Below are 16,786 nucleotides of genomic sequence, written 5' to 3' on the forward strand. Positions count from 1 at the left end.
ATTCCCTCCCAAGGTTTTCATCATGAACGACTCTCTCGTCATCGCCGGCAAGTCCTATGGCTCGCGCCTGCTCGTCGGTACCGGCAAGTACAAGGATTTCGCCGAAACGCGCGAGGCGATCGATGCCAGTGGCGCCGAAATCGTCACCGTCGCGATCCGCCGCACCAACATCGGCCAGAATCCGGACGAGCCCAATCTGCTCGACGCGCTGCCGCCCGAGAAATTCACGATCCTGCCCAATACCGCCGGCTGCTACAGCGCCGATGACGCGGTGCGCACGCTGCGTCTCGCGCGCGAACTGCTCGACGGCCATCCGCTGGCGAAGCTCGAGGTGCTGGGCGACCCGCAGACGCTGTTCCCGAACATGCCGGAAACGCTCAAGGCCGCCGAGGTGCTGGTCAAGGACGGCTTCGACGTGATGGTGTATTGCTCGGACGACCCGATCCAGGCGCGCATGCTCGAAGACATCGGCTGCGCGGCGATCATGCCGCTGGCGTCCCTCATCGGCTCGGGCATGGGCATCCTCAATCCGTGGAACCTGCGCCTGATCATCGATCAGAGCAAGGTGCCGGTGATCGTCGATGCTGGCGTGGGCACTGCCTCGGACGCGGCCATCGCGATGGAGCTGGGCTGCGACGGCGTGCTGATGAACACCGCCATCGCGCTGGCCAACAAGCCGGTGCAGATGGCGCAGGCGATGCGTCTGGCCATTGACGCCGGGCGCATGGCCTATCTTGCCGGGCGCATGCCGCGCAAGCTGTATTCGGCCGATCCGAGTTCGCCGACCAGCGGTCTCATTGGTTCCTGAACGACGCGCTCCCGACACGAAGACGACGGGCCCGCATGGGCCCGTCGTCGCATGAGAACCACGATGAACGACATCCCCGAAGAGCGCTTCTCCAGGCGCAGCATTCGCAGCTTCGTGCTGCGCCAGGGCCGCATGACGGTGGGGCAGCAGCGCGCGCTCGACGAGATGATGCCGCGCATCGGCCTGCCCTACCGGCCGCAGCCGGTGGATCTGGACGCGCTGTTCGGACGCGATGCGCCCAGGGTGCTCGAGGTCGGCTTCGGCATGGGCGAGACCACCGCGCGCATTGCCGCCGGACAGCCGCAGACGGACTTTGTCGCCATCGAAGTGCACGGGCCGGGTGTGGGCAATCTGTGCAAGCTCGCGCGCGACGATGGCCTCGACAATCTGCGCATCGTGCAGCACGATGCGATCGAGGTGCTGCAGGACATGATCCGTCCCGGTGCGCTGGCCGGCGTGCACGTGTATTTCCCGGACCCGTGGCACAAGAAGCGTCATCACAAGCGTCGTATCATTCAGAGCGAGTTCGTCGCGCTTGTCGCGTCCAGACTCGCGCCCGGTGGTTATCTGCACTGCGCGACCGACTGGGGTGAGTACGCCGAGTGGATGCTCGAGGTGCTCTCGACCGAACCGCTGCTGGAGAACACCGCCGAAGGTTTCGCGCCGCGGCCGGAATGGCGTCCGGTGACGAAATTCGAGAACCGCGGCCTGAATCTCGGCCATGGCGTGTGGGACCTGCTCTTCCGGCGTCGCGCCAGTACCGCCTGAGCCGCGCGAGGCCGCCCCAACGGAGGATTCCGGCTTGATCAAGGCGCTGTTCCGGTTCATCGGCGGAATCTTCCGCTTCCTCTTCCGTGCGCTCGACTTCCTGCGGCGCGCGGTGCTCAACCTCGTATTGCTGGTCATCATCGGTGCGCTGGTCGTGCTGCTGTGGTCGCCCGCGCCGGAGCTGCCCGAGCAGGCCGCGCTGGTGCTGCGTCCGGCCGGTGCGTTGGTCGAGCAGGAACGGCTCGAATCCCCCCTGGAACTGGTGCGCGGCGGCGCCCGCCACAACGGCCAGAGCACGCTGCACAGGTTGCTCGAGGCCGTACGCGCGGCGCGTGACGATGAGCGCATCACCGGGCTGGTGATCGAGACCGACGATCTGGCCGGTGGCGGCATCGCCAAGCTGGCCGAACTGCGCGAGGCGATCGACGCCTTTCGCGAGTCGGGCAAGCCGGTGTTCGCGCGCGGCGAACGCTTTACGGAAGGTCAGTACTATCTGGCCAGCGTCGCCGACGAGGTGCATCTGTCGCCCGACGGTTTTCTGCTGCTGCGCGGCCTGGCGCGCTACCAGAGCTTTCTCGGCAACGCGCTCGCGCATCTGGGCGTGAAGCTGCACGTCTTCCGCGTGGGCGAGTACAAGGCCATGGCCGAGATCTTCACGCGTGAGGACATGTCGCGCGAGGATCGCGAGAATACGCGTGACCTGCTCGCCGGCCTGTGGTCGCATCTGCTCGAAGACATGGCGACCAGTCGCGGCATGGCGCGCGCTGCGCTCGAGGGCTACGTGCAGGGCTTCGGTGAGGCGATTCGCGCGGCCGACGGTGACATGGCGCGCGCGGCCTTCGATGCCGGGCTGGTCTCCGGCTTGACGACGCGTGACGAATGGACGGCGCAGATGCGCACGCAGTTCGGCGCCGACGGAGGTGAGCGAGGCTATCGCGGCATCGGCGTGGATCGCTATCTCGCGCTGCGCGACGAACGCTCGCGAAGCGGCGGTCGCGTGGCGGTGCTGGTTGCGCAGGGCGCGATCGTGGACGGTGCGGGCGCGCCCGGTGCGGTCGGCGGCGACGCCTTCGCGCGGCTGATCCGCGACGTGCGCGAGGATGCCTCGGTGCGCGCGCTGGTGCTGCGTATCGACTCACCCGGCGGCAGCGCCTGGGCCTCCGAGCAGATTCGGCGCGAGCTGGAACTGACGCGCCGCGCCGGCAAGCCGGTGGTTGCGTCGATGAGCTCGACGGCCGCCTCCGGCAGCTACTGGATTGCCGCCGGCGCCGACGAGATCCACGCCCACCCGCTGACCCTGACCGGCTCGATCGGCATCTTCGCGCTGTTCCCGGACCTGTCCGCGCCACTGGAGGATCTGGGCATCACCGTCGACGGCGTGGCCACCGGCCCCTACGCGGGCGTGCCCGATCCGCGCCGGCCATTGTCCGACGGCGCCAGGGCGACGATGCAGAGCGCGATCGAGCATGGCTACGACCGCTTCATCGAGACCGTCAGTGACGCGCGCGGGATGGCGCCGGCCGAAGTCGATCTGGTCGCGCGCGGCCGCGTATATACCGGCGAGGCCGCCCACAAGCTCGGCCTGGTCGACCAACTGGGTGGCCTGCACGGCGCGGTCGAGGCCGCCGCGCGCCGCGCCGGCCTCGATGACTACCAGGTGGTGTGGCCGGAGAACCAGATTTCACCGCGCGACCGCGTGTTGCGTCGGGTGGCCGAATTCGTCGGCACGCACACACCGGTGACGGCGGCGCCCGAGGGCGCGTTCGCGACCCTGTTCGCGTCACTCGAACGCGAAGCGCAAGCCTTGCTGACGTGGAATGATCCGCGCCATGTCTACGTGCATTGCCTCTGTGAGGGGCCGTAGATACTCCGTTGACGGTCAAGCCTTTAAAAGAGTCTGAGCGCAGCTGAACAGTCGGCTCGAATCGAACGGGGTTCCATTGCGGATGCACGCCCAGATTCCGGTGAGCATTTTTCGCATGAGCGCACACAAGGCCTGGATGCGTTTTTTGCCGCGGGCGAGCAAGGCTTCGTAGAAGGCCTTGGCGTTGGGGTCCGATTGCACGGCGACCATGGCCGGCATGAACAGGGCTGCGCGCAGATAGGCGTTCCCGGCCTTGGACAGGCGCCCGGGCCTGTGCACGCTGCTACCCGACTGGTTCAGGCGCACGTCCAGTCCGGCAAAGCAGCTGACCTGCGCGCTGTTCATCTGCGTGGGCAACACGCACAACTCAGCCAGGATCGCCAGCGTGCTGGCCGCACCGAGCCCTTTGGCACAACGCAGGTGCTGGGCCATCACCGACAGTTGCGCGCACTGTTCGATGCGTTGCTGCGCAGCGCCTTTGAGCCGCTCGATGCGCGCATCGAGTTGTTCGATGCCTTCGCGCTCATCGTCGATCAGTAGCGCGGAGACGTCTCGACGTGCCTGGAGCGCATGCAGGCGGTTCTTGGCCTGGGTGCGGGCGTGGATCAGGCGGTTGATTTGACGGCCCAGATCGCGCAAGGCCAGCCGATCGGGCGCCGGCGGCACCCACAGCGCGGGCGCCATGCGCTGGGCGTATTCGGCCAGCAAGGCCGCGTCGATCGCATCGGTCTTGCTGCCTTTGAGTTTGATCTGGGCAAAGTGCTTGAAGCTGCGCGGGTTGATCACGCTCACCGGCAGGCTGGCCGCGTGCAGGGCCACAGCCAAATCCACGAAATACACTCCGGTCGCCTCCATGACCACCCGCTCGGGCGCGAGCTTCTTCAGATGCGCCGCAGCCTGGGCGTGGCCCGCAGGGGTTTGCTCAAAGCGGCGCACCTTGGCATTGGTGCCGTTGCGGCGTACGACCAGATCGAAACTCTTGGCGGCAATATCGATTCCCACCACACACATGGGCTTTCCCTCCAGCGCAAGATTTGGTACCTGTGAACACCGGCTTCCCCGACCTCGTACTTTTTGCCACTTCGACCTTGTGATGCAAAGTCCAGCTCAGCGCTGGCTTTCGGATACTCCTCGAAGTCGGCAATGAGGCGGGGGGCCGCTCTACATACGAGGTCAGCATCGCGCTGCCTCAGGGTCGGTACGGCCTCCCCGGTGATCGGCTACATCGACTGCTCAGGCAGTCACCTTCAACATACAAGGTCGGTGCGAGCGCAGCGAGGGCCGACGCTGCGGCAGGTGCCGGCGGGGTTGTCGCACTCGTCTTCGGCTCGACGCGACCTACAGGAAGATTTCCAGCAATTCGTTCAGAAAGCGTCGCCCGCGTGGTGTCGGGCGCAGCACGGCGTCGTCCGTGTCGAGCAGGCCGGCCGCGCGCGCCTTGGCCAGTTCCGCCGTGATGGTGGCCAGCGGCAAGCCCGTGCGCGCCTCGAACCAGGCAGCCGGCACGCCGTCGGCCAGACGCAGCGCGTTCATCATGAATTCGAAGGGTAGTTCATCCGCCGTGACGCTGCGGCGCTCCTGGACGAACTGGCCGCGCCGGGCCGCGTCCAGGTAACGCTGGGGGTGCTTGTGGCGCATCTCACGCACGATGCCGTCGGCGGTGCTCAGCTTGCCGTGAGCGCCGGCGCCCACGCCCAGATAGTCGCCGAAGCTCCAGTAGTTGAGGTTGTGGCGGGAGCGCGCACCGGCCCGCGCGAAGGCCGAGGTCTCGTAGTTGTCGTAACCGGCCTCACGTAGCCGCGCCTCGATGGCTTCCTGCATGTCGGCGGCGGTGTCGTCGTCGGGCACCGGCGGCGGGCTGTGATGGAAGGGCGTGTTCGGCTCCAGTGTCAGGTGATAGCCCGACAGGTGCTCGGGGCCGAAGGCCAGCGCCACGTCGACATCACTGAGTGCCGCATCCAGACTTTGATTGGGCAGCGCATACATCAGGTCGAGATTCACGCGTTCGAAGTGATCCTGCGCGATTCCGATCGCGCGGCGCGCTTCAGCGCTGTCATGGATGCGACCGAGCGCGGTCAGATGCGCATCGTCGAAACTCTGGATGCCGACCGACAGGCGGTTGGCGCCGGCCTCGCGAAAGCCGCGAAAACGCGCCGCCTCGAAGGTGCCGGGGTTGGCCTCGAGCGTGATCTCGGCGTCCGGCGCGAGCGCGGTGTGGCGGGCGATGGCGTCGATCACGCGCCCGAGGCTGGCCGGTGACATCAGGCTGGGCGTGCCGCCGCCGAAGAACACCGTGTCCACCGAGCGCCCGGCCACGAGCGGGGCGCTCGCGGCCACGTCGGCGATCAGCGCGTCGATGTAGCGGCGTTCCATATCGGCCGCGTCGCTGCCTCCACGCAGGGCATGGGAATTGAAGTCGCAGTACGGGCACTTGCGCACGCACCACGGGTAGTGGGCGTAGATCGACAGCGGTGGAGGCTCGGCCGGTGCGGGCCCCACGAGGGTCGTGGGCGCTGGGGGCGGCTGCACCGCGAGGCGATGCACGGGGTGGCTCACGGTCGGTACTGCTCCAGGCGCGCGAGCAGGTGACGCATGGCCGCGCCGCGGTGGCTGAGCGCGTTCTTCAGCTGGGCCTCGAGTTCGGCCGCACTCTGTTCGAGTTCGGGCAGCCAGAACAGCGGGTCGTAGCCGAAGCCACCCTCGCCGCGCGGCGCGTCGAGGATGACGCCGTGCCATTCGCCGTCGGCGATCAGCGGTTGCGGATCGTCGGCGTGGCGCACGAGCACCAGTGCCGAATAGAAGTGCGCACTGCGATCTTCGACACCCTTGAGACGCTCGATCAGCAGCGCGTTGTTGCGCGCATCGGACTTCGGCTCGCCGGCGTAGCGCGCGGAAAGCACTCCCGGCGCGCCGCCCAGCGCGGCCACGCACAGGCCGGAGTCGTCGGCGATGGCGGGCAGGCCTGCATGGGCCGAAGCGTGCCGGGCCTTGGCCAGCGCGTTCTCGACGAAGGTCGCGTGCGGCTCCTCGGCTTCGGGAATGCCCAACGCCCCCTGGGCGATCACCTCGATGCCCAGCGGTGCGAGCAGCGCGGCCAGTTCGCCGACTTTCTTGGCGTTGTTGCTGGCCAGTACCAGACGTTCGAACATGGTGCTCAATCCTCGGCCAGGGCGGCGTTCTGCAGTTCGACCAGACGCGCGATGCCCTGCTCGGCGAGCCCCAGCAGACGATCGAGTTCGGCGCGCGAAAAGGGTGCGCCTTCGGCCGTGCCCTGCACCTCGATGATGCCGCCCGTGCCGGTCATGACGATGTTCATGTCGGTCTCGCAGGACGAGTCCTCGACGTAGTCCAGATCGAGCACCGGCTCGCCGCCGACGATGCCCACCGACACCGCGGCGACCATGTCGCGCATCGGGTCGTGCGCGATGGTGCCCGCTGCGACCAGCCCGCGAATGGCGTCGCATACCGCGACGCAGGCGCCCGTGATGGCGGCCGTGCGCGTGCCGCCGTCGGCCTGCAGGACGTCGCAGTCGATGATGATCTGACGCTCGCCCAGTGCGGCCAGGTCGACCACCGCGCGCAAGCTGCGCCCGATCAGGCGCTGGATCTCCTGCGTGCGTCCGCTCTGCTTGCCGCGTGCCGCCTCGCGTGCGCTGCGCGTATGCGTTGAGCGCGGCAGCATGCCGTACTCCGCGGTGAGCCAGCCCTGGCCCTTGCCGCGCAGGAAGGACGGTACGTTCTCTTCCACGCTGGCGGTGCACAGCACGCGGGTCTCGCCGAACTCGACGAGCACCGAGCCTTCGGCATGGCGCGTGAAATGGCGGGTGATGCGCACCGGACGCAGCGCGTCCGGGCGTCGATTGTCGTGTCTCATTTGGGTCCCTGATTGCTGAGTTTGCGGATCGCTTCGTTGATCTCGTCGATCGCGCGTTCGATGTCCTCGTCGCTGAATTCGCCCTCTGCCGTGGCGTGAGCGCCGAAGCCTTCCATGCGGGTGGTGAAGCGGTCGCGCGCGAGTTCGTCGGTGGACACCGAATCGGCAGCGGGAGTGTCGCTGTCCTGCCATCGCATCGCAACCATGGACAGGTTGTCGCAATACGTCCCGCCGAGCTTCTCGGCACGCTCCATCAGCGCCGGCGCGGTTTCGAGCACGTCGCCGTGGGCCAGCCCCGCGAGCATGCCGGCATCGCCCAGCGGCCCCCAGATACCATCCGAACACAGCAGGATCAGATCGCCGGGGCGCAGCGCGAAGCGGCGCGAGTAATCGATCTGCGGCATGGTGTCGCCGCCCAGACAGCTATAGATGCGGTTGCGTTCCGGGTGGTTCTCGGCACTTTCCGCGTCGAGCAGGCCCTGGTCGAGCAGCATCTGCACGCGCGAATGGTCGCGCGTGCCGGCGACGATGCCGGCGTCGCGCAACACGTACAACCGCGAGTCGCCGGCGTGGGCCCACCACGCGCAGCCGTGCTGCACCACGCAGGCGACGATGGTGGTGCGTGGCGCGTCCGGCAGATAGCGGTCGAAGGCGAAGTCGAGGATCGCGTTGTGCGCGGCATGCAGCCCGTTGCGCAGGAAACGCAGCGGATCGTCCAGGGTGGGGCGTGCCTCGCGCTGGAAGGATTCGACGAGCGAGCGCGCGGCGATGCCGGCGGCGATCTCGCCGTGCTGGTGGCCGCCCATGCCGTCGGCGACGAGCATCAGCAGCGCCTCGCGCGAATACGAATACGCGATGCGATCCTGATTGGACTTGCGTCGCCCGATGCGGCTGTCCTGGAAGATCGTGAACCTCACCGCGTGCAACCTCAGCCGCGATCGATGAAGGACTTGAGCCGGCTGCCGGCGTCGGCGAACAGGCCCGGGGGCAGTTCCTCGCCCGGCCGGCGGCGCATCAGCGCCTTCTGCAGCGAATACGCGCTCTGCGGGCGCTCCAGCGGGTCGAGTTTGAGGCACCAGTCGATGGTTTCGAGCAGCTCCGGCGTATAGCCTTCGGGACGCAGTTCGCTCAGCGGAACCAGCTTGTCCTGGTCCATGCGGTCGTCCGCGCGCGGCGGCGCGTAGCCCTGGATGCACGCGTACAGGCTGGCGCCGACGCTGTACAGGTCGCTCCACGGCCCGAGCTTGTCGCGGTCGGTGTATTGCTCGGGCGAGGCGAAGCCGGGGGTGTACATCGGCTTGAGCATGGGTTGTTCGGCGGCCAGCGTCTGGCGCGCCGCGCCGAAGTCGAGCAGCACCGGGGTGCCGTTGGTGCGCAGGTAGATGTTCGACGGCTTGATGTCCAGATGCAGCAGCTTGTGCGAATGCACTTCGCGCAGGCCGTTGAGCGTGCGGCTGAACACCGCGCGGATGAAGCGTTCCGGGACCTTGCCGCGATGTTTCTGGATATACTCGTTGAGCGTGTGGCCCTTCTCGAACTCCATCACCATGTACACCGTGCCGTTGGTGCGGAAGAAGTTCAGCACCCGTACGACGTTCGGGTGCATCAGCTTGGCGAGGGAGCGCCCCTCCTCGAAGAAGCACTTCATTCCGTAGCGGAACGCGGCCTGGTTCTCGGCCGCAATCTGCGGCGACAGTTCGCCTTCCTTGCGCAGCGCGAGCGAGTTCGGAAGGTATTCCTTGATGACGACCGGCGTCTCGTCCGGGCCGTGCGCGAGGTATACGATCGAAAACCCGCCGTGCGAGAGCTGTCGCTGGATGCGGTAGTTGTCGAGCTCGAAGCCCGCCGGCAGGGCACTGTTCGCCTGGATCGCCATGGTCTGTCGGCCGCTCGATGCGGCATGGATTCTTCGGAGCGCCACGGGCAGCATGCACGGCAACGCGAGTCTGGCGACGAGTGTAATGGATTGAACGAACTTTCCGGAGCAATGACCGATGATTTACAGCATGACGGGTTACGCGGTGCAGCAGCGCGAGATCGGGCGGGCCGTCGTCCATCTCGAATTGCGCAGCGTCAACTCGCGCTATCTCGACCTGGTGTTCCGTGTCGCCGACGATCTGCGCCAGTTCGAGCCGCAGTTGCGTGAAATCCTCGGCGCGCGGCTCGCGCGCGGCAAGCTCGAGTGTCGCCTCAACCTGCAGGTGGACGCCGCCGCCGGCACGCCGCAACTGGCGCTCAACCACGCGCTGCTCGGGCAGTTGCGCGAGGCCGAGGCGGCGGTGCGGGCGGAACTGCCCGAGGCGGGCGGCCTGTCGGTCGCGGAAGTCCTGCGCTGGCCCGGCATGCTCGGCGAGCAGCGCATCGACATCGACACGCTGCGCCCGCTGGTCGGCGAGCTGACCGAAGCGGCACTCGACGACTTCGTCGCCTCGCGCGAGCGCGAGGGCGGCAAGCTCGCCGCAGCGATCCGCGAGCGCATCGACGGGATGCGCGCACTGGTCGCGCGGGTTGCGCCGCGCATTCCCGAGGTCGTCGCCGACTATCGTGCGCGCGTCACGGCGCGGCTGCGCGAGGCCGTCGACACGCTCGACGACGAGCGCATCCGCCAGGAAGTGGCGGTGTTCGCCCAGCGTGTGGACGTCGACGAGGAGCTGTCCCGGCTCGCTGCCCATCTGGACGAGGTCGAACGCATCCTCGACGCGAAGGGGCCGGCCGGCAAGCGTCTGGATTTCCTGATGCAGGAACTCAACCGCGAGGCCAACACGCTCGCCTCCAAGTCCGCCGCGGGCGACGTCAGCGCCGCGGCGATGGAGATGAAGCTGCTCATCGAACAGATGCGCGAGCAGGTACAGAACATCGAATGAACGGAGAGAGCCGATGCCAGGTTCATTGCTGATCGTCACCGCGCCGTCGGGCGCGGGCAAGACCACTCTGGTGGGTGGCCTGCTCGAGCGCGACGCGAACGTCCGCCTGTCGGTGTCGTACACCACGCGCGCGCCGCGCGAAGGCGAGGTCGAGGGCGTGCACTATCACTTCGTCGACGTGGCGAGCTTTCGCGGCCTGCGCGATCGCGGCGAATTCCTCGAATGGGCCGAGGTGCACGACAATTACTACGGCACCTCGAAGAGCTGGATTCGCGAACAGATCGCCGCCGGCAGCGACATCGTGCTCGAGATCGACTGGCAGGGCGCGCAACAGGTGCGCCGCGCGTTTCCGGACGCGGTCGGCATTTTCGTGCTGCCGCCTTCGTTCGACGCGCTCGAGGCGCGCCTGCGTTCGCGCGGTACGGACAGCGAGGACGTGATCGCCCGGCGCCTGCTGGGCGCGCGCGGCGAGATGCGCCACGTGGGCGAGTTCGACTACGTTATACTCAATGACGCACTGGAAGAGGCGATCGCCGATCTGATCGCCATCGTGCGCGCCTCGCGCATGCGATGCGCACGCCAGCGCGAGCGTCACCCCGAGTATTTCGATTTTCTCGAACAGGATTGAACATGGCCCGCATCACCGTCGAAGACTGCCTGGACAAGATTCCGAACCGTTTCCAGCTCACGCTGGCCGCGACCTTTCGCGCGCGTCAGATCACCGTCGGCTCGACGCCGCTGATCGACGCGGACAAGTACGGCAAGGAAAAAGCCACCGTGATCGCGCTGCGCGAGATCGCCGAAGGCAAGGTCGGACTCGAGGTGCTCAACCGCGGCCAGGCATGACCTGAAGGAGGCCTTCTTGGGCGAGGATCGTGATTTTCGATCCGCTTTGAACCCCGCTGCGGCCCTTGGCCGAGGAGGACGTTCGCGCGCAATGAAGCTGTTGGGGAGGAGTGCATGATGGACATCGCCGCCGATGTGCCCGCCTCCCCGAACGAGCCCTTCAGCCCGCCTCCGTCGAGCGTGTTGTCGCTCGACTTCGGGCGGCTCAAGACCAAACTCGAGACCTATCTCAAGCCCGAGGACATCGGGCTCATCGAAGCCGCCTACCATTTCTCGGCCGATGCCCACCAGGGGCAGTTCCGCAGCAGCGGTGACCCCTACATCTCGCACCCGGTCGCAGTCGCCGACATCATCTCCGACTGGCGACTCGACTCGCAGGCGCTGATCGCCGCACTCCTCCACGATGTAATGGAGGACACCCACATCTCCAAGCAGGAGATCGCCGAGCGCTTCGGCAAGGTCTCGGCCGAGCTGGTCGACGGCCTGTCCAAGCTCGACAAGGTCGAGTTCCGTTCGCGCAAGGAGGCGCAGGCCGAGAACTTCCGCAAGATGCTGCTGGCCATGGCCAACGATCTGCGGGTGATCCTGATCAAGCTCGCCGACCGTCTGCACAACATGCGTACGCTCGATCACGTGCGCCCCGAGAAGCGTCGCCGCATCGCCACCGAGACGCTCGACATCTATGCGCCGATTGCCAACCGCCTGGGGCTCAATACGCTCTACCGTGAGTTGCAGGAGCTGTCCTTCGAGCACAAGTACCCGCTGCGTTTCCAGGTGCTCAGCCGTGCCGTCAAGGCCGCGCGCGGCAACCGCCGCGAGGTCGTCGGCAAGGTGCTCAAGGCGCTCGAGGAGCGGCTGCCGCAGTGGGGCATCGCGGCCGACATCTTCGGTCGTGAGAAGCATCTGTTCTCGATCTACCGCAAGATGGTCGAGAAGAACCTGTCGTTCTCGCAGGTGCTCGACATCTACGGCTTTCGCGTCATCGTGCCGGACGTGCCCACCTGCTACGTCGCCATCGGCGCGCTGCACTCGCTCTACAAGCCGGTGCCGGGCAAGTTCAAGGACTACATCGCGATTCCCAAGGCCAATGGCTATCAGTCGCTGCACACCACGCTGATCGGCCCCTTCGGCACGCCCATCGAGATCCAGGTGCGTACCGCCGAGATGCACCACATCGCCGATGCCGGCGTGGCCAGCCACTGGCTCTACAAGGACGACGAGAAGACGCTCACCGAGCTCGAGCAGCGCACCCACAACTGGTTGCAGTCGCTGCTGGAACTGCAGCACACCTCGGCCGAGGCCACCGAGTTCCTCGAGCACGTCAAGATCGACCTGTTCCCGGGCGAGGTCTACGTGTTCACGCCGCAGGGCAAGATCCTGTCGATGCCGCGCGGCTCCACGCCGGTGGATTTCGCCTACGCCGTGCACACCGACATCGGCAACCGCTGCGTGGCCTGCCGCATCAACACCGATCTGATGCCGCTGCGCACCGAGCTGCACAACGGCGACCAGGTCGAGATCATCACCGCTGCGCACGCCAACCCCAATCCGGCATGGCTGTCGTATGTACGCACCGGCAAGGCACGCGCGCAGATCCGTCACTTCCTCAAGAATGCGCAGAACGAGGAATCGGTCGCGCTGGGCGAGCGTCTGCTCAACCAGTCGCTGCGCCCGCACGGCCTGACGCTGGGCCAGATCAGCACATTCGCGTGGGATCGCTTTCTCAAGGATCGCGGCGTCAAGAGCAAGAAGGACGTGTTCTCCGAGATCGGCCTGGGCAAGCGTCTGCCGGTCATCGTCGCGCGGCGTCTGGTGCAGGCGCAGGATCAGGAGTCGGGCCGACCGGACGTCATCAAGCCCAAGTCCATCTCGCCCATCCACATCAGCGGTGCCGAAGGCATCGCCGTGCAGTTCGGCTCGTGCTGCCAGCCGATTCCGGGTGACCCCATCATCGGCGTGATCCGCAAGGGCCGCGGCCTGGAAGTGCACCGCCACGACTGCACGTCGGTGGCCAAGATTCGCGGCGACCGTGGGCGCTGGGTCGATGTCGAGTGGGAAGCGGCACACGGGCGCACCTTCGACGTCACGCTCAAGGTGATCACGCGCGAAGGCCGCGGCGTGCTCGCGCGTGTCGCCAGCGCGATCTCGGAAGCCGACTGCAACATCCAGAACGTCACCATGGACAACGAGCAGGGCGTGTACATCTCGCTCAACCTCACCATCCAGGCGCGCGACCGCATGCACCTGGCCTCCGTGATGCGTGCGGTGCGCCGTGTGCCGGAAGTCATGCGCATCGGCCGCATCCGCAGCGACGGCAGTTTCGGGCGCAGCATGTAGTAGGTTGAATCAACCGACCCACTACCTGTAGTTGTAAAGACGCTTGACCTCCTCCGCTCCAGAATCCACAATCCGGACCAGCATCACGGTTGCCCGGCTTCACGGCCGGGCATGAAAAGGGAATCCGGTTCGAATCCGGAACTGCCCCCGCAACTGTATCCGGCGAGTCTGACGCCAACCCATGCCACTGGGCCCTGCACCTTGCGTGCATCCCGGGAAGGCCGGCGCCAGACGATGACCCGGGAGTCAGGAGACCTGCCGTGTCGCGACATTCCTTCAACGCAATCGGGGCGGGGTGCCCCCGGCGAGGTCATGGTCCATACCATCTCCCCTGTCCGTTCGACGAGCAACGTTGCTAGCCGCGCCATGCGGCCGGCAGGCCAAGCTTCGTCCGGAGCTCCCCGCACGTCATACAAGGAGCTCCCATGGACCGCCCTCAGCTAGATCTCTCCCTGCCCCCGTTCAAGGTCATCCGTCGCAACGGTGCCGTGGTCGAGTTCGACCCCGGAAAGATCGCGGTGGCAATGAGCAAGGCCTTCCTCGCCGTCGAAGGCAGCCACGGCACGGCCTCGGCCCGCATTCGTGACCAGGTCGGCCGGCTCGTGGAGACCGTGGTCGCCGCGCTGGTGCGCCGCAAGCCCGAGGGCGGCACCATTCATATCGAGGATATCCAGGACCAGGTGGAACTGGCGCTGATGCGCGGTGGCGAGCACGATGTGGCGCGCACCTACGTGCTCTACCGCGAGAAGCGCGCGGCCGAGCGCGCAATGCAGGCACCGCGCGCGGCGCCCGAACTGCACGTGGAGATCGCCGGACGGCGCGAGCCGCTCGAGCGCACACGCCTCGAGGCCATCGTCGAGGCCGCGTGCGCCGGGCTGCCCGATGTATGCAGCGCGACAGTGGTCGATGCCGCGATGCGCGACCTGTACGACGGTATCGGGCTCGCCGAAGTGCATAAGGCGCTGGTGATGGCCGCGCGCGGCCTGATCGAGCGCGAACCGGCCTACAACCAGGTCACCGCGCGCCTGCTCGCACATCAGATCCGCCTCGAGGTGCTGGGCGAGGAAGTGGCGCAGGGCGACATGGGTGCGCGCTATCCCGACGCCCTGGCGAGCTTCGTGCGGCGAGGCATCGACGCGCAGTTGCTCGACCCGCGGCTGGCGCAGTTCGATCTGGCGTGCCTGGGCGCGACGCTGGACGCCTCGCGCGACCTGCAGTTCGGCTACCTCGGCCTGCAGACGCTGTACGACCGTTACTTCCTGCACATCGACGAGCGCCGCATCGAGCTGCCGCAGTGCTTCTTCATGCGCGTGGCGATGGGTCTGGCGATCGACGAGATCGACCGTGAGGCGCGCGCCCTCGAGTTCTACGAAGTGCTCTCGCGCTTCGACTTCATGAGTTCCACGCCGACGCTGTTCAATAGCGGCACGCTGCATTCGCAACTGTCGTCGTGCTATCTGACCACCGTGTCCGATGACCTTGACGGCATTTTCCAGGCCATCAAGGAAAACGCGATGCTGCAGAAGTTCGCCGGGGGGCTCGGCAACGACTGGACGCCGGTGCGCGCGCTCGGCAGTCGCATCCGTGGCACCAACGGCAAGAGCCAGGGCGTGATCCCCTTCCTCAAGGTGGTCAACGACACTGCGGTGGCGGTGAACCAGGGCGGCAAGCGCAAGGGCGCGGTGTGTGGCTATCTGGAAACCTGGCATCTGGACATCGAGGAATTCCTCGACCTGCGCAAGAACACCGGCGACGACCGCCGCCGAACGCACGACATGAACACCGCGCATTGGGTGCCTGACCTGTTCATCAAGCGCGTGCGCGACGATGGCCCGTGGACCCTGTTCTCGCCGGCCGACGTGCCGGACCTGCACGATCTGTACGGTGAGAAGTTCGAGACGGCCTATGTGGCGTATGAAGCCCGCGCGGACGCCGGTGAGATCCCGCTGTTCAAGCGTGTCTCGGCCGTTTCGCTGTGGCGCCGCATGCTCACCATGCTGTTCGAGACCGGTCACCCGTGGATCACCTTCAAGGATCCGTGCAACCTGCGCTCGCCGCAGCAGCACGTCGGCGTGGTGCATAGCTCCAACCTGTGCACCGAGATCACGCTCAACACGTCCGACACCGAAATCGCCGTGTGCAACCTCGGCTCGGTGAACCTCGTGAATCACCTCTGGGACGGCGCACTCGACCACGACAAGCTCGCGCGCACCGTGAAGACGGCGATGCGCATGCTCGACAACGTCGTCGACATCAACTTCTACGCGGTCGGCAAGGCGCGCAACTCCAACCTGCGCCACCGCCCGGTGGGTCTGGGCGTGATGGGCTTCCAGGATTGCCTGCACAAGCTGGGAATCGCCTACGCCTCGGAAGAAGCAGTGGAGTTCGCCGACCGCTCGATGGAGGCCGTCGCGTATCACGCCTACAGCGCGTCCAACGCGCTCGCCGAGGAACGCGGGCGCTACTCGACCTTCGCCGGCAGCCTGTGGGATCGTGGCGTGCTGCCGCTCGATTCCATCGATGTGCTCGAGCGTGAGCGTGGCGTGCCGGTCGAGGTGGATCGTTCCAGCACGCTGGACTGGGATGGGCTGCGCGCGCGCATCGCGCAGCACGGCATGCGCAACTCCAACTGCCTGGCGATCGCGCCCACCGCGACCATTGCCAACATCGTCGGCGTCTCCGCCAGCATCGAGCCCGAGTACCGCAACCTGTACGTCAAATCCAACCTCTCCGGCGAATTCACCGTGGTGAACGGGGATCTCGTGGCCGAGCTCAAGCGTCGTGATCTGTGGGACGAGGTGATGATCTCGGATCTCAAGTACTACGACGGCGCGTTGGGCAAGATCGATCGCGTGCCCGACGACCTCAAGCGCCTGTACGCGACCGCCTTCGAGATCGACCCCGCGTGGCTGGTCGAGGCCGGCGCGCGACGTCAGAAGTGGATCGACCAGTCGCAGTCGTTGAACATCTACGTCGCCGCAGCCTCGGGCAAGAAGCTGCACGACACCTACATGCTGGCGTGGACGCGCGGGCTCAAGACCACCTACTACCTGCGCTCGCTGGGCGCGAGCTCGGCCGAGAAATCCACCGGCGCCGGCGGCGAGCTCAACGCCGTTGCCGCCACCGTTGCCGCGGTGGCCACCGCCCAGGCCGGCGAGCCCAAGTTCTGCGCCATCGACGATCCCGATTGCGAGGCCTGCCAGTAAGGGATGAGGCCTAGCCCGGTTTCGCGGGAGCGGCTTAAGCCGCGAGAGCACCGCGGTAGGGCGCGAACCGAAGGGCATTGCGCCGTATTGGTCAGACATGCGGCGGATTACGCTTCGCTAATCCGCCCTACGGCTCTGCCAGTAGGTCGAGGAAATGTAGGTCGCGTTGAGCCACAGGCGAAATGCGACACGCAGCGGTGGATACGCCGTTGTCGCAAT

Annotated in this window: 14 protein-coding genes and 1 riboswitch; of the genes, 8 read left to right on the top strand and 6 right to left on the bottom strand. The window is 66.6% G+C overall.

The window, feature by feature from the left end; all coding sequences use genetic code 11:
• The first annotated feature begins 22 nt into the window (after positions 1-22).
• From C0099_RS00965 to sppA, 3 genes are all read left to right on the top strand, one after another.
• Complete coding sequence (locus C0099_RS00965) at positions 23-808, top strand: thiazole synthase (RefSeq protein ID WP_102245702.1); 786 nt, start codon at positions 23-25, stop codon at positions 806-808.
• Positions 809-871: 63 nt separating this feature from the next.
• Positions 872-1,576 (top strand): tRNA (guanosine(46)-N7)-methyltransferase TrmB, encoded by a 705-nt coding sequence (gene trmB / locus C0099_RS00970; RefSeq protein ID WP_228151621.1) that lies wholly within the window; start codon positions 872-874, stop codon positions 1,574-1,576.
• A 34-nt stretch (positions 1,577-1,610) separates the two neighbouring features.
• Positions 1,611-3,440: a signal peptide peptidase SppA gene (sppA, locus tag C0099_RS00975; protein WP_102245704.1), complete on the top strand. Its 1,830-nt coding sequence runs from the start codon at positions 1,611-1,613 to the stop codon at positions 3,438-3,440.
• A 15-nt stretch (positions 3,441-3,455) separates the two neighbouring features.
• Here the strand turns inward: sppA and C0099_RS00980 are convergent, their stop codons facing one another.
• From C0099_RS00980 to C0099_RS01005, 6 genes are all read right to left on the bottom strand, one after another.
• The gene (locus C0099_RS00980; RefSeq protein WP_102245705.1) at positions 3,456-4,451 is read right to left on the bottom strand and encodes an IS110 family RNA-guided transposase; all 996 of its coding nucleotides are present in this window, start codon (positions 4,449-4,451) and stop codon (positions 3,456-3,458) included.
• A 327-nt stretch (positions 4,452-4,778) separates the two neighbouring features.
• Entirely contained in the window at positions 4,779-5,969 is a 1,191-nt protein-coding gene (gene hemW, locus C0099_RS00985) for a radical SAM family heme chaperone HemW (protein ID WP_228151677.1), read from the bottom strand.
• Between the two features lie 23 nt (positions 5,970-5,992).
• Positions 5,993-6,589, bottom strand: coding sequence for an RdgB/HAM1 family non-canonical purine NTP pyrophosphatase (gene rdgB, locus C0099_RS00990; RefSeq protein ID WP_102245707.1), 597 nt, complete (start codon positions 6,587-6,589; stop codon positions 5,993-5,995).
• Between the two features lie 5 nt (positions 6,590-6,594).
• Positions 6,595-7,314 (bottom strand): ribonuclease PH, encoded by a 720-nt coding sequence (gene rph, locus C0099_RS00995; protein ID WP_102245708.1) that lies wholly within the window; start codon positions 7,312-7,314, stop codon positions 6,595-6,597.
• Complete coding sequence (locus C0099_RS01000; RefSeq protein ID WP_102248330.1) at positions 7,311-8,231, bottom strand: PP2C family protein-serine/threonine phosphatase; 921 nt, start codon at positions 8,229-8,231, stop codon at positions 7,311-7,313. The genes rph and C0099_RS01000 overlap by 4 nt, the downstream gene beginning before the upstream one ends.
• Positions 8,232-8,242: 11 nt before the next feature.
• Positions 8,243-9,190, bottom strand: a complete 948-nt coding sequence (locus C0099_RS01005; protein ID WP_102245709.1) for a serine/threonine protein kinase — start codon at positions 9,188-9,190, stop codon at positions 8,243-8,245.
• 118 nt (positions 9,191-9,308) lie between these two features.
• On the opposite strand from C0099_RS01005, the gene C0099_RS01010 reads away from it, so the two are divergent.
• From C0099_RS01010 to C0099_RS01030, 5 genes are all read left to right on the top strand, one after another.
• Positions 9,309-10,178, top strand: coding sequence for a YicC/YloC family endoribonuclease (locus C0099_RS01010; RefSeq protein WP_102245710.1), 870 nt, complete (start codon positions 9,309-9,311; stop codon positions 10,176-10,178).
• 13 nt (positions 10,179-10,191) lie between these two features.
• Positions 10,192-10,806: a guanylate kinase gene (gmk, locus tag C0099_RS01015; protein ID WP_102245711.1), complete on the top strand. Its 615-nt coding sequence runs from the start codon at positions 10,192-10,194 to the stop codon at positions 10,804-10,806.
• A 2-nt stretch (positions 10,807-10,808) separates the two neighbouring features.
• A complete protein-coding gene (gene rpoZ, locus C0099_RS01020) occupies positions 10,809-11,024 on the top strand; it encodes a DNA-directed RNA polymerase subunit omega (RefSeq protein WP_102245712.1) in 216 nt (71 codons plus the stop codon).
• Positions 11,025-11,141: 117 nt separating this feature from the next.
• A complete protein-coding gene (locus tag C0099_RS01025) occupies positions 11,142-13,361 on the top strand; it encodes a RelA/SpoT family protein (protein WP_102245713.1) in 2,220 nt (739 codons plus the stop codon).
• A gap of 69 nt (positions 13,362-13,430) precedes the next feature.
• A riboswitch (cobalamin riboswitch) is annotated at positions 13,431-13,638 on the top strand.
• 148 nt (positions 13,639-13,786) lie between these two features.
• A complete protein-coding gene (locus C0099_RS01030; protein ID WP_102245714.1) occupies positions 13,787-16,567 on the top strand; it encodes a ribonucleoside-diphosphate reductase subunit alpha in 2,781 nt (926 codons plus the stop codon).
• Positions 16,568-16,786: the final 219 nt, after the last annotated feature.

The organism is Pseudazoarcus pumilus, from assembly GCF_002872475.1.
GTDB classification, from domain to species: Bacteria; Pseudomonadota; Gammaproteobacteria; order Burkholderiales; family Rhodocyclaceae; genus Pseudazoarcus; species Pseudazoarcus pumilus.

Coding starts and splice junctions, on each gene's coding strand:
- C0099_RS00965 (WP_102245702.1), top strand. CDS start 23: ATGAACGACTCTCTCGTCATCGCCGGCAAGTCCTATGGCTCGCGCCTG.
- trmB (WP_228151621.1), top strand. CDS start 872: ATGAACGACATCCCCGAAGAGCGCTTCTCCAGGCGCAGCATTCGCAGC.
- C0099_RS00980 (WP_102245705.1), bottom strand. CDS start 4,451: ATGTGTGTGGTGGGAATCGATATTGCCGCCAAGAGTTTCGATCTGGTC.
- rdgB (WP_102245707.1), bottom strand. CDS start 6,589: ATGTTCGAACGTCTGGTACTGGCCAGCAACAACGCCAAGAAAGTCGGC.
- rph (WP_102245708.1), bottom strand. CDS start 7,314: ATGAGACACGACAATCGACGCCCGGACGCGCTGCGTCCGGTGCGCATC.
- C0099_RS01005 (WP_102245709.1), bottom strand. CDS start 9,190: ATGGCGATCCAGGCGAACAGTGCCCTGCCGGCGGGCTTCGAGCTCGAC.
- C0099_RS01010 (WP_102245710.1), top strand. CDS start 9,309: ATGATTTACAGCATGACGGGTTACGCGGTGCAGCAGCGCGAGATCGGG.
- gmk (WP_102245711.1), top strand. CDS start 10,192: ATGCCAGGTTCATTGCTGATCGTCACCGCGCCGTCGGGCGCGGGCAAG.
- rpoZ (WP_102245712.1), top strand. CDS start 10,809: ATGGCCCGCATCACCGTCGAAGACTGCCTGGACAAGATTCCGAACCGT.
- C0099_RS01025 (WP_102245713.1), top strand. CDS start 11,142: ATGGACATCGCCGCCGATGTGCCCGCCTCCCCGAACGAGCCCTTCAGC.
- C0099_RS01030 (WP_102245714.1), top strand. CDS start 13,787: ATGGACCGCCCTCAGCTAGATCTCTCCCTGCCCCCGTTCAAGGTCATC.